The sequence below is a fragment of the Embleya sp. NPDC001921 genome, assembly GCF_053594475.1.
Genome location: NZ_JBSFEO010000099.1, coordinates 1 through 14,832, shown reverse-complemented (window position 1 = coordinate 14,832; position 14,832 = coordinate 1). Strand labels below are relative to the sequence as shown.

2 protein-coding genes and 2 pseudogenes are annotated in these 14,832 nt (G+C 72.3%); all 4 read left to right on the top strand.

Features of this window, described 5'->3' with window-relative positions; translation table 11 throughout:
* Nucleotides 1-129: 129 nt before the first annotated feature.
* Nucleotides 130-1,179: pseudogene (locus ACWCPW_RS50460) on the top strand (polyketide synthase dehydratase domain-containing protein); the annotation flags it as partial.
* Between the two features lie 261 nt (nt 1,180-1,440).
* Nucleotides 1,441-5,931, top strand: a pseudogene (locus ACWCPW_RS50455) (type I polyketide synthase); the annotation flags it as partial.
* A complete protein-coding gene (locus tag ACWCPW_RS50450; RefSeq protein WP_449768414.1) occupies nt 5,923-8,460 on the top strand; it encodes a type I polyketide synthase in 2,538 nt (845 codons plus the stop codon). The pseudogene ACWCPW_RS50455 and the gene ACWCPW_RS50450, both read left to right, overlap by 9 nt.
* A gap of 58 nt (nt 8,461-8,518) precedes the next feature.
* Nucleotides 8,519-14,832 (top strand): SDR family NAD(P)-dependent oxidoreductase (locus ACWCPW_RS50445; protein WP_449768413.1); only part of this gene is annotated, 6,314 nt, incomplete at its 3' end.

Sequence of the window (14,832 nt, the reverse complement as noted above, 5' to 3'; positions counted from 1 at the left end):
CCCGTCCTCCTCCAACCCACCATCGAACAACTCACCACCACCGGCCACCACACCTACATCGAAACCAGCCCCCACCCCGTCCTCACCCACCCCATTGGCGACACGACCAACGACCCCAACGTCCATGTCGTGGAAACCCTCCGCCGCGACCAAGGCACCCACCACCACTTCACCACCAGCCTCGCAACCCTCCACACCCACGGCACCAACCACGCACTGACCTCACACATCCCGCCGGCCGACCACACCGACCACGACCCCGCGCTCCCCACCTACGCCTTCCAGCGTCGGTCCTACTGGCTGGACGTGCGCACCCGGAGCACCGACGTCGCCACCGCCGGACTCAGCGCGTCCGGGCACCCGTTCCTCGGTGCCACGGTCGAACTCGCCGAATCCGGCGTCCGGTTCCTCTCCGGCCGGATCTCGCTGCGAACCCACCCGTGGCTCGCGGACCACGCCGTCCTGGACACGGTTCTGCTGCCCGGCACCGCGTTCGTCGATCTCGCGCTGCACGCCGCCGAGACCACCGGCGCGCCCGCCATCGAGGAACTCACCCTCGAAAGCCCGCTGATCATTCACGGCGGCGGGGCCGTCCGGCTTCAAGTCGCGCTCACCGCCCCGGACGAGACCGGCCGGCGCACCATCACCATCCACTCCCGCACCGACGACCCGAACGCCGACCAACCCTGGACCCGACACGCCGCCGGCACCCTCGCGGCTCCGGACGTCGCCGCGCGCACCGGGTCCTCCGCCTCGGCGCCGTGGCCTCCCGAGCACGCGACCGCCATCGACGCCGACGAGTTGTATGCCGCGCTGGCCGCCGTCGGGTACGGATACGGCCCGGTCTTCCAGGGTGTCCGGGCCGCCTGGCGGGTCGGCGACGAACGCTTCGCCGAGGTCACCCTCGCTGCCGAACAACGGGATGGCGCTGCCGCGTTCGGGATCCATCCGGCGCTCCTGGACGCCGCGCTGCACGCGGGACTCGACACCGGGCCGGGGTCGCCCGGTGGGCCGAGGTTGCCGTTTTCCTTCCGAGGTGTGCGCCTGCTCGCCACGGGTGCCGACACGCTCCGCGTCCACCTGGCCCCCGCCGGGCCCGACGCCCTCGCCCTCTCCGTGACCGACACCACGGGTGAACCGGTCCTGTCCGTCGACTCGTTGGCCCTGCGCCCGATCCCGGACGGCGGCCTGGCCACGACCGGCACGGGCCGCGGCGGTTCGCTCCATCACCTCGACTGGGTCCCGACGCCACTCACCACCGAGACCGCACCGACGGTGGCGATTCTCACCGCGTTCACCGACCCTGCCGCTCTCGCCCACCGCCCCGCCGTGGTCGGGACTACGTACGCCGATTGGCCCGAGTTGCACGCCGCCGTCGAGGCCGGGTCCGGCGTACCGGACGTCGTGCTGATCACGGTGCCCGCCTCGGAATCCGCTCCGCCGGATCCGATCGCACAGGCCCACGCCGGCACCCGGCACGTACTGCGCGTGGTGCAAGCCTGGCTCGCCGACGCACGGTTCGAGGCCTCCCGATTCGCCGTGCTGACACATCGCGCGGTCGCCGCGAAGGTGGGCGAGGAGGTGCCCGGCCTGGCCGGCGCGCCGCTGTGGGGCCTGCTCCGCACCGCCCAGGCGGAGTACCCGGACCGCTTCGTACTGATCGACACGGACGGCCACGCCTCCTCCGTGGCGGCGATCGGGTCTGCGCTGGGCTCCGGCGAGCCACAGCTCGCCCTGCGCGAAGGCGGCGTGTTCCTTCCCCGGTTGGTACGAGCGAACGACGAGGCCGCCCAGGCTCGGACCGCCCGCCCGCTCGACCCGAACGGCACCGTCCTGATCACCGGTGGCACCGGCACCCTCGGCCGCCTCGCCGCACGACACCTCATCACCGAACACGGCGCCAAACACGTTCTGTTGGCCAGCCGCAGCGGACCCGAAGCCGACGGCGCCGCAACGCTCCGGCAGGAACTCAGCGCTCTCGGCGCACAGATCACCATCACCGCATGCGACACCGCCGACCGCACCGCACTCGCCGAACTCCTCGGCGGCATCCCCGGCGACCACCCCCTCACCGCCGTCGTCCACACCGCCGGCACGTTGCGCGACGCGGTCGTCACGGGCCTCACGGGCGAACATCTCGACAGCGTCCTGCGGCCCAAGATCGACGCCGCCTGGTACCTGCACGAACTCACCCGCGACCACGACCTCGCCCACTTCGTCCTCTACTCCTCCGTCACCGCGACGCTCGGCAACGCCGGACAGGGCAACTACACGGCCGCGAACGCGTTCCTCGACGCGCTGGCCGAGCACCGCCACGCGCGGGGCCTGCCCGCCACGTCCCTCGCCTGGGGCCTGTGGGCCGAGAGCAGCGGAATGACCGGACACCTGGACGGGGCCGATCTGGCCAGGATGTCCCGCGGCGGTGTCGTGCCGTTGGCGACCGACGAGGGGCTGGGCCTGTTCGACGCCGCCCTGCGGACCGGCCGCCCGACGGCCGTGCCCGCCCGCCTGGACCCGGCCGCGCTGCGCGCCCGCGCGGTCGCCGGGCCGATCCCCGCCGTACTGCGTGGCCTGGTGCGCGTCCCGGCCCGGCGGGTGGCGGATCCGACGGCGACCGCGGCCGGCACCTGGGCCGAACGGCTGGCGGCCCTGCCCGTCGAACGCCGCGAGAGCGAGCTGCTCGACGCGATCCGCTCCGGTGTGGCCGTCGTGCTGGGTCACACCACGTCCGAAGTCGTGGACACCGAGCGCACGTTCAAGGAGCTGGGCTTCGACTCGCTGACGGCCGTCGAACTGCGCAATCGGCTCACCGGCACGACCGGCGTACGACTGCCCGCGACCCTGATCTTCGACTACCCGACGCCCGCCGCGCTCGCCGGATTCCTGCGCTCGGAGGTCCTGGGCGTACCGGACGGCGACACGGCGGCCGGCTCGATCGGGCCGGTCCGGGCGGCGGACGACGATCCGATCGTCATCGTGGCGATGAGCTGCCGCTACCCGGGCGGCGTCCGTACCCCGAACGATCTGTGGGACCTGGTCGTCGCCGGCAAGGACGTGATCGGCGGCTTCCCCACCGGACGCGGCTGGGACCTGGACGGGCTGTACGACCCGGATCCCACGCGGGCCGGTCGGTCCTACGCCCGCGAGGGCGGATTCCTGTACGACGCCGAGGGATTCGATCCCGACTTCTTCGGGATCAGTCCGCGCGAGGCGCTCGCCACCGACCCGCAGCAGCGACTGCTGCTGGAGACCGCGTGGGAGGCGTTCGAGCGCGCCGGGATCGAGCCGACCTCGCTGCGCGGCAGCCGTACCGGCGTGTTCACCGGCGTGATGTACAACGACTACGGGTCCCGACTGCTGAGTCGGGCGCCGGAAGGGTTCGAGGGCTACCTCGGCAACGGCAGCGCGGGCAGCGTCGCGTCCGGCCGGGTCTCCTACACCTTCGGCCTGGAGGGCCCCGCGGTCAGCGTGGACACCGCGTGCTCGTCGTCGCTGGTCGCACTGCACCTGGCCGCGCAGGCCCTGCGGCAGGGCGAATGCACGCTCGCGCTCGCCGGCGGCGTGACCGTGATGGCGACGCCCAACGTGTTCATCGAGTTCAGCCGCCAGCGCGGGATGGCCCCGGACGGCCGATGCAAGTCCTTCTCCGCGTCGGCCGACGGCGCGGGCTGGAGCGAGGGTGCCGGATTGTTGTTGCTGGAGCGGCTCTCCGACGCCGAACGCAACGGCCACCCCGTCCTCGCCGTCCTGCGCGGCTCCGCCGTCAACCAGGACGGCGCCAGCAACGGACTCACCGCACCCAACGGCCCCTCCCAACAACGGGTGATCCGGCAGGCCCTCGCCAGTGCCGGTCTGACGGCGAATCAGGTGGACGCGGTGGAGGCCCACGGCACGGGTACGAAACTCGGCGACCCGATCGAGGCACAGGCACTGCTCGCCACCTACGGCCAGGACCGAGCCGCCGAACTCCCCCTCTACCTCGGCTCGTTGAAATCCAACATCGGCCACACCCAGGCCGCCGCCGGCGTCGCCGGTGTGATCAAGATGGTCCTCGCCATGCGGCACGGCATACTGCCCAAGACGCTGCACGTCGACGAGCCGTCACCACACGTCGACTGGACCGCAGGCGCGGTCACCCTGCTCACCGAGGCCGAACCGTGGCCCGACACCGACCACCCCCGCCGCGCCGGCGTCTCCTCCTTCGGCATCAGCGGCACCAACGCCCACCTCATCATCGAGCAGGCACCCACCGTCGAACCCGACACGGCACCGGCGGCCGATCCGACCACCGCGGCCGGCGATGCCCGCCCCGTCCCGTGGGTACTGAGCGCACGCAGCCCGCAAGCGCTCCGCGATCAGGCCGAGCGGCTGCACGCGTACGTCACCGCGCGGCCCGACGCCGACCCGGCCACGATCGCGCGCACCCTGGCCACGCGACGGACCACCTTCGACCACCGCGCGGCCGTGATCGGCGCCGCTCACCAGGACTTCCTGACCGGCCTCACCGCCCTCACCCAGGGTCGGACCGGCCCGACGACGGTCCGGAGCCGACACGTCGGCGGCCTCGGCGGGACCGCGTTCATGTACACCGGGCAGGGCAGCCAACGCCCCGGCATGGGCACCGAACTTCGCGCCGCCCACCCCGTGTTCGCCGAAGCCTTCGACGAAGCCGTCGCCCACCTGGACCCCCACCTGGACCGACCGCTCCGCGACGTGATCGACCACCACCCCGAACTCCTCAACCAGACCCGCTACACCCAACCCGCCCTCTTCGCCCTACAAACCGCACTCCACCACCTGCTCGCCCACCACGGCATCACACCCGACTACCTCATCGGCCACTCCATCGGCGAACTCACCGCCGCACACCTCGCCGGAGTCCTCACCCTCCCCGACGCCGCCACCCTCGTCACGGCCCGAGCCCGCCTCATGCAAACCGCGCCCACCGGCGGCACCATGATCGCCATCACCGCCGCCCCGGACGAACTGGCCGAACTCCTCGACGGACACCAACACCTCGTCTCCATCGCCGCGCACAACGCACCCCGGGCCACCGTGATCTCCGGCGACCGCGAACTCTGCCTCCACATCGCCGAACAAGCCCGGGCAACCGGTCACAAGACCAAGGAACTCAAGGTCAGCCACGCATTCCACTCACCCCACATGGACCCGGTGCTGGACGAGTTCCGGGACGTCGCGGCATCGCTGACGTATCACGCACCGCATACCCCGATCGTCTCCGACACCACCGGCACCATCGCCACCACCGGGCAACTCACCGACCCCACCTACTGGACCGAGCACATCCGCCGCGCCGTCCGCTTCCACGACGGCATCACCACCCTCCACCACAAAAACGTCACCACCTACATCGAACTCGGACCCGACACCACCCTCACCACCCTCGCCCGGGAGACCGTCGAAGGCCTGCGCTCGGCCGACCCCGCCGAGGAGGCGTCGTCCGTCTTCATCCCGACTCTGCGCCGCAAGCAGCCGGAAGCCCCGGTCCTGCTCACCGCCGTCACACAGGCCCGGCTGGGCACGAGCACCCCGGTTTGGGGCGCCGTGCTCGACGCCGACGGCCCGATCGTCGAGGATCTGCCCACATACGCGTTCCAGCACGAGCCGTACTGGCTCCAGGCGCGGGCGGATACCGACGTCGCCGCCGCCGGGCTGGACGCGAGCGACCACCCGCTCCTCGCCGCCGCACTCCCCCTCGCCGACAACGACGGACTCATCCTCACCGGACGCCTCTCCCGCACCACCCACCCCTGGCTCACCGACCACACCGTCCTCGACACCACCCTCCTCCCCGGCACCGCCTTCATCGACCTCGCCCTGCACGTCGCCGAGCACTTCGGCCACGACGGCGTCGAGGAGTTGACGCTGCACGCGCCGCTCGTGCTGCCGGACACCGGGAGCGTGCAGATCCAGGTCACGGTGGGCGAGGCGGACGACTCGGACCGGCGTACGGTGACCATCCACTCCCGGCCCGAGCAGTCCGAGGCGGGTGGTGACGACGGCCAGGCGTGGACCGTGCACGCGTCCGGGGTGGTCACCTCGTGGGACGTCGACGAACCCGAATCGGCGGGCGAGGGCATCTCCTCGGCCTGGCCGCCGGCGGGGGCCACCGCCGTGGACGTCGACGCGCTGTACGACACGCTCGGCGCCGCCGGTCTCGGGTACGGGCCCGCCTTCCAGGGGCTGCACGCGGTGTGGCGGCTGGGCGACGACCACCTCTACGCGGAGGTACGCCTGCCCGAGGAGGTCGAGCCCGCCGGCTTCGGCCTGCACCCGGCCCTCCTGGACGCCGCGCTGCACCCGCTCGCCTTCGCCGCGCTCGCCGACGAACCCGACCGCGTGCCACTCCCGTTCACCTGGACCGGGGCTCGCCTGCACCGGACGGGTGGGCCCGGTCCGAGCACCCTTCGGGTCCGGCTCACGACCGTCGGGAACACCGCCGCGCTCACCCTCACCGACGCCGACGACAAGCCCGTCGCCACGATCGACACCCTTGCGCTGCGCCCGTACACCGCGCGGCCCGCGAGCGACGAACATCTCCACCACGTCGAGTGGAGGCGCGCGGCCGAGGTGGGCGACGCGAGCGATTCCGGCTGGACGCTGCTGGCGCCGGAGACCGACCCGCTCGGCACGGAGGCGGCGGCGATCCACCCCGACCTCGCGGCGCTCCTGGACAGCCTGGATCGGCACACACCCGCCCCGGCGACCGTGGTCGCGGTGATCGTCTCGCACGTCGGCGACCGGGCGGCGAGCGTGCACGCCACCACCCGGGACACCCTGGCACTGCTCCAGGCCTGGTCGGCCGACGACCGTCTGGCCGACACCCGCCTGGTCCTGGTCACCCGCGACGCCGTCGCCGCCCATGCCGACGAGGATCCGCACAATCTGGCCGCCGCCGCGCAATGGGGCCTGGTCCGCACGGCGCAGACCGAGCACCCGGATCGATTCGTGCTGATCGACCTCGACGGGCACGAAGCCTCCCGGCTCGCGTTCGGCGCGGCGTTGGCCTCCGGCGAGCCGCAGCTCGCGGTGCGTGCGGGAGCGGTACTGGTACCCCGACTGGTGCGCTCCGGCGCGGTCGGGTCAGGGCACGTCACGCCGCCGTCCGCCGGCGGGACGGTGCTGATCACCGGTGGTACCGGCGCCCTGGGTCGGCTTATCGCCCGGCATCTGATCACCGAATACGGAGTCCGGCACCTGCTGTTGGCCGGCCGCCGCGGCCCGGACGCCGACGGCGCCGCCGAACTCGCCGCCGAACTCGGCTCGCCGAGCGTACGGATCACCATCGCCGCGTGCGACACGGCCGACCGCGCGGCCCTGGCCGCCCTGTTGCGCACGATCCCCGCCGAGCACCCCCTGACCGCCGTCGTGCACGCCGCCGGCACCGTACGGGACGCCACCCTGGCCGCGCTCACCGACGAGCACGTCGACGCGGTCCTGCGGCCCAAGGTGGACGGCGCCTGGTACCTGCACGAACTCACCCGCGACCTCGACCTCACCCATTTCGTCCTGTACTCGTCGGTGACCGCGACGCTGGGCACCGCCGGCCAGGGCAACTACTCGGCGGCCAACGCCTTCCTGGACGCGCTGGCCCAGCACCGCCGGGCGCGCGGGCTTCCCGCCACCTCGCTCGGCTGGGGGCTGTGGGCCGAGCACAGCGCGATGACCGGCCACCTCGACGCCGCCGACCTCGGTCGCATGTCCCGGGTCGGGATCGTCCCGATGTCCACCGAGGAGGGGCTCGGCCTGTTCGACGCCGCCTTGCGTACCGGCCACTCGACGGCTGTACCCGCCCGCCTGGACCCTGGCGCGCTGCGCGCCCTGGCGAGCGCCGGGACGACCCCCGCCATCCTGCGCGGTCTGGTCCGCGTACCGGCCGGACGAGCCCGGCGCGAGGCCGAGGGCAACGATCCGACGGCCCTTCGGGCACGGCTCGCCGGTTTGGCCGAGCCCGAGCAGGCGCGGTTGCTGCTCGATCTCGTCCGAGCCGAGGCCGCCGCCGTACTCGGACATCCCACGCCCGACACGATCGACGCCGGGCGAGGATTCCTCGACCTGGGCTTCGACTCCCTCATCGCCGTCGAATTCCGCAACCGCCTCGGCGGCGCGACCGGGTTGCGGCTGCCGACCACGCTGGTCTTCGACCACCCGACCATCCACGCGCTCTCCGGCTACCTGCGCACCCGACTCGCGCCGACCCCGCAGTCGGCCGGTGCAGCCGATGCGCTGCTGGCCGAACTGGACCGACTGAACACCGTGTTCGCCTCGCTGACCGCCGCCGGCGGGACCGGGTTCGACCACCATTCGGCGGTCACGGGCCGGCTGCAAACCCTGCTCCGCACCTGGAACGGCACCACGCGCACAGGCGACGGCGCCGACGACGACCTCGCCTCGGCGACGGACGACGAGCTGTTCGAGGCCTTGGACAACGAACTCTGAACAGACCCGCGCCGACCCGTCCCACGACCACTGGCTGCCTCGAGGGGGCTGACTTCGCATGACGACCACGAACGAGCAGAAGCTTCGCGACTACCTCAAGCGCGCGACCACCGACCTGCGCCAGGCACGGCGTCGGCTCCAGGAGCTTGAGACCAAGGCGCAGGAGCCGATCGCGATCGTCGCGATGAGCTGCCGCTACCCCGGGGGCGTCCGGACCCCGGAGGACCTGTGGCGGCTGGTGGCCGAAGGCACCGATGCCATCGGCGATTTCCCGACCGAGCGCGGCTGGGACCTGGACGGGCTGTACGACGCGGACCCGGATCGGGTCGGCAGCTCGTACACGAACCGGGGCGGTTTCCTGTACGACGCGGACGGGTTCGACCCGGAGTTCTTCGGGATCAGTCCGCGCGAGGCGCTCGCCACCGACCCGCAACACCGGCTGCTGCTGGAGACCGCGTGGGAGGCGTTCGAGCGTGCCGGGATCGAGCCGACCTCGCTGCGCGGCAGCCGTACCGGCGTGTTCGCGGGCGTGATGTACAACGACTACGGGTCGCGGCTGCACGCGAACGTTCCGGAGGGCTTCGAGGGTTACCTGGTCGCGGGCAGCGCGGGCAGCATCGCGTCCGGCCGGGTGTCCTACACCTTCGGCCTCGAAGGCCCCGCCGTCACCGTGGACACCGCGTGCTCGTCGTCGTTGGTCGCACTGCACCTGGCGGCGCACGCGCTGCGGCAGGGGGAATGCTCGCTCGCACTGGCGGGCGGGGTCACCGTGATGGCCACCCCGGCGACGTTCGTCGAATTCAGCCGGCAGCGCGGCCTCGCCGCCGACGGCCGCTGCAAGGCGTTCGCGTCCGCCGCGGACGGCACCGGCTGGAGCGAGGGTGCCGGACTGCTGCTGCTGGAACGGCTGTCGGACGCCCGGCGCAACGGGCACCCGGTGCTGGCGGTGCTGCGCGGCTCCGCGGTGAACCAGGACGGCGCCAGCAGCCAACTGACCGCCCCCAACGGGCCGTCCCAGCAGCGGGTGATCCGCCAGGCGCTGGCCGACGCCGGACTGACGCCGGATCAGGTCGACGCGGTGGAGGCCCACGGTACCGGGACCAGGCTCGGCGACCCGATCGAGGCACACGCGCTGCTGGAGGCGTACGGCGTCGATCGGCCCGCGAAACTGCCGCTGCGGCTCGGCTCGATCAAGTCGAACATCGGCCACACCCAGGCGGCGGCGGGCGTCGCGGGCGTGATCAAGATGGTCGAGGCGATCCGGCACGGCCTGCTGCCCAAGACGTTGCACGTGGACGAGCCGTCACCGCACGTGGACTGGACCGCCGGCGCGGTCACCCTGCTGACCGAGGCCGAACCGTGGCCCGATACCGGCCACCCGCGCCGGGCCGGCGTCTCGTCGTTCGGGATCAGCGGCACCAACGCCCACGTGATCATCGAGCAGGCCGTCGCGGAGCCGGCCGGGCCCGAACCCGGGGACGGCACCGGGACCAACTCCGAGTCCGACAGCGCCCCCGGCACCACCTCCGAGTCCGACAGCACCCCCGGCACCGGCCCGGTTGCGGCGACCACCGGACAGGCGGCGACCACGACCGCCGGGAGTACTGCCGCCGACATCGCGCCGCGACCGGTCCCGTGGGTGCTCTCGGCCCGTACTCCGCACGCGCTGCGCGATCAGGCGCGCCGGTTGCACGCCCACGTCGAGGCGAACGCGGAGGCCGATGTGGCGGCCGTGGCACGGGCGTTGGCGACCGGGAGGACCACCTTCGAGCACCGGGCGGCCGTCGTGGCCGGCGATCGGGACGGCTTCCTGACCGGCCTGCTCGGTCTCGCGGAAGACCGCACCGGAGCCTCGGTCGTGCGAAGCCGGTACCTGCCGGGCAAGGGCGCGACGGCGTTCATGTACACCGGTCAGGGCAGCCAACGCCCCGGCATGGGCACCGAACTTCGCGCCGCCCACCCCGTGTTCGCCGAAGCCTTCGACGAAGCCGTCGCCCACCTCGACCCCCACCTGGACCGACCGCTCCGCGACGTGATCGACCACCACCCCGAACTCCTCAACCAGACCCGCTACACCCAACCCGCACTCTTCGCCCTACAAACCGCACTCCACCACCTACTGACCCACCACGGCATCACACCCGACTACCTCATCGGCCACTCCATCGGCGAACTCACCGCCGCACACCTCGCCGGAGTCCTCACCCTCCCCGACGCCGCCACCCTCGTCACCACACGAGCCCGCCTCATGCAGAGCGCACCCACGCTCGGCACGATGATCGCGATCGACGCCGCGCCGAGCGAGTTGGCCGAACTGCTCGCCGGACACGAGGCCCTGGTCTCGATCGCCGCCCACAACGCGCCTCGGGCCACGGTCGTCTCGGGCGACCACGGCGCGTGCCTGCACATCGCCGGACAAGCCCGTGCGGCCGGTCACAAGACCAAGGAACTCAAGGTCAGCCACGCGTTCCACTCACCCCACATGGATGCGGTGCTGGACGAGTTCCGGGAGATCGCCGCCTCCCTGACCTACCACGCGCCACACACCCCGATCGTCTCCGACACCACCGCCACCATCGCCACCACCGAACAACTCACCGACCCCACCTACTGGACCAACCACATCCGCCACACCGTCCGCTTCCACGACGGCATCACCACCCTCCACCACAAAAACGTCACCACCTACATCGAACTCGGACCCGACACCACCCTCACCACCCTCGCGCAGGAGACGATCGACGACCTCCGGCACGCGGAGGAGTCCTCGGCCGGTCGGGAGTCCGTGTTCATCCCGACTCTGCGCCGCAAGCACGTCGAGCCGGACACGTTCACCACCGCCGTCGCGCACGCCCGTCTGCTCGACGGACTACCGGACTGGACTTCGCTGCTCACGCCCGGCGAGTCCGCCGTCGGGCTTCCCACGTATCCGTTCCAGCACGAGCGGTACTGGCTGGCGGCGCCGGCCGGCGCCGGCGATGTGACGTCCGCCGGTCTGTACACCGCCGGACACGCGCTGCTGGGGGCCGCGATCGCCCCCGCGGACGGCGACGGGCTGCTGTTCACCGGCCGCCTGTCGCTGCGCACGCAGCCGTGGCTGGCCGATCACGCGATCCTGGACACGCCCCTGTTGCCCGGGGCCGCGTTCGTCGACCTGGCGATCCGGGCCGGCGACCATGTCGGACTCGACGTCGTGGAGGACCTCACGCTCGAATCCCCGCTCGTGCTTCCCGAGAGTGCCGGCGTGTTGATCCAGATCGCGGTGGGCGGCCCGGACGAGACCGGCCGCCGACCGATCACGATCCACTCGCGAAGCGAACACGACGCGGAACCCGGCCTCCCGGCCGACCACGCCGAAGCCTGGACGCGGCACGCCGTCGGCACGCTCACGGCAAGCCCACTCGCGGCCGGCGGGGCGGCGGATCCGCGCGACCCGGTCGAGCGGCACGAGGTGTGGCCGCCCGAGCGCGCGACGCCGATCGACCTCGCCGACTCGTACGCCTTCCTCGCCACACACGGGCTGTCCTACGGGCCCGTGTTCCAGGGGCTGCGGGCCGCCTGGCGGTCCGGTGCCGACCTGTACGCCGAGGTGGCTCTGCCGGACGGCGTCACCCCGGACGGATTCGGCCTGCACCCCGCGCTCCTGGACGCGGCGCTGCACGCGCTCGCCCTGACCGCACTCGCCGACGACCCCGAGCGCATCCCGCTCCCGTTCGCCTGGACGGGCGCCCGCCTGCACGCGAGCGGTGCGACCACACTGCGCGTACAGGTGACGACCACGGCCGAGCACACCGCGAAGCTCACCCTGACCGACCCCGCCGGCACTCCCGTCGCCACCATCGACGCCCTCACCCTCCGGCCCACCGTCACCCGGCAGTTGCTCACCGGACACACCACCGGAAGCCACCTGCACCACGTCGTCTGGAGTCCCGCCGTCGGCCTTCCGACCGACGCGCCCGCCGCGTCCTGGACCCTGCTCGCGGCCGGGACCCACCCGCTCGCCGCGACGGCGGAGGCGATCCGGCCCACACTCGCGGCACTCCTGGAGGGGCTGTCCGAGGCCGGCCCGGTCCCCGACACCGTCGTCGCGGCCATCGAGCCATCCGAGGACACACCGGCGGGCGTACGCGCCACCACTCGCGACACGCTCACGCTGGTCCGGGACTGGCTCGCGGAGGACCGTCTCGCCGACAGCCGCCTCGTCCTGGTCACCCGGAGCGCCGTCGCCACCACGGCCGACGCGGACATCCACAGCCTGGCCGCCGCCGCCCAGTGGGGCCTCGTCCGAACCGCACAGGCGGAGCATCCGGACCGGTTCACCCTCGTCGACATCGAAGCCGACGCGAACGGCGAACACGCCGCCTCCGCACTCGCTGCCGCCTTGGCCACCGGCGAACCACAGGTCGCCCTGCGCGAAGGCACCGTGCTCGTCCCTCGGCTCACCAGACTGACACCGGCTCCCGACGCACCCATCGCACGCCCGCTCGACCCGAACGGCACCATCCTCATCACCGGCGGCACCGGCACCCTCGGCAGCCTGGTCGCGCGACACCTCATCACCGAACACGGCGCCAAACACCTCCTGTTGACCAGCCGCAGCGGACCGCATGCCGACGGCGCCACGGCACTCCACCAGGAACTCACCGCACTCGGCGCACACATCACCATCACCGCGTGCGACGCCGCCGACCATGCGGCACTCGCCGCGCTCCTCGACACCATCCCCCCCGAGCACCCGCTCACCGCCGTCGTACACACCGCCGGCACCACCCACGACGCCACCCTCACCACACTCACCGACGAACACCTCGACACCGTCCTACCCCCCAAGATCGACGCCGCCTGGAACCTCCACCAACTCACCCACCACCACGACCTCACCCACTTCCTCCTCTACTCCTCCATCGCCGGCACCCTCGGCAACCCCGGACAAGCCAACTACGCCGCCGCCAACACCTTCCTCGACGCCCTCGCCCACCACCGCCACACCCACCACCAACCCGCCACCTCACTCGCCTGGGGACTCTGGACCGAAAACAGCGCAATCACCGACACGCTCGACGCCACCGATCGCAGCCGCATCCGGCGCTCCGGCCTCGCGCCGTTGAGCACGGCGCACGGCCTGGGCCTGCTCGACCGGACCTTGCTCCTGACCCAACCGACGGTGGTGCCGGTCGACTTCGACTCCCGGGCGCTGCGCGCCCAGGCCGAGGCCGGGAGCACTCCCGCCGTCCTTCGTGGCCTGATCCGAACCTCCGGCCGTCGTACACAGGCGGCCGGCGCTCTCGGCGGGTCTGCGAACACCTCGACCTGGGCCGAGCGGCTCGCCGGACTCGCCGCAGCCGACCGGACCCGCACTCTTCTGGAACTGGTGCGCGGGCAGGTGGCCGGGGTGCTGGGCCATCCGAGTCCGGACACGGTGGACGCCGAACGCCCCTTCAAAGACCTGGGCTTCGACTCGCTCACGGCGGTCGAGTTGCGCAATCGCCTGAGCGCGGCGACGGGCCTGCGACTGACCGCCACCCTCGTCTTCGACCATCCCACGCCAAGCGCCCTGGCCGCCCACCTCGGTCGCGAGCTGTCGGGCCGACCCGGCGCACGCGTACCCGCTTCGACCACCCGCACGACGGTGAGCCCTGACGAGCCGATCGCGATCGTGGCAATGAGCTGCCGCTATCCGGGCGGCGTGCGCACGCCCGAGGACCTGTGGCGACTGGTCGCCGAAGGCACCGACGCCATCGGCGAGTTCCCGACCGAGCGCGGCTGGGATCTGGAGACTCTGTACGACCCCGACCTGCAACGCTCGAACACCAGCTACACCCGCCAGGGTGGATTCCTGTACGACGCGGCGCGGTTCGATCCGGAGTTCTTCGGCATCAGCCCGCGCGAGGCACTGGCCACCGATCCGCAACAACGGCTGCTCCTGGAGACCGCCTGGGAGGCCTTCGAGCGGGCCGGGATCGACGCGGCGTCCGTACGGGGGAGCCGAACAGGTGTGTTCGCCGGTGTCATGTACAACGACTACGGCTCACGTCTGCATCTGAACGCGCCGGACGGCTTCGAGGGCTACATCGGCAACGGCAGCGCCGGAAGCGTCGCCACCGGTCGGGTGGCCTACACGTTCGGGTTCGAGGGCCCGGCGGTGACCGTGGACACCGCGTGCTCGTCCTCGCTCGTCGCGATCCACCTCGCCGCACAGTCGCTCCGGAACGGCGAATGCTCGCTGGCGCTAGCCGGTGGCGTCACCGTCATGGCCACCCCGTTGACCTTCGTCGAATTCAGTCGGCAGCGGGCGTTGTCACCCGACGGCCGCTGCAAGGCGTTCTCCTCCACCGCCAACGGCACCGGCTGGGGCGAAGGCGTCGGCCTGCT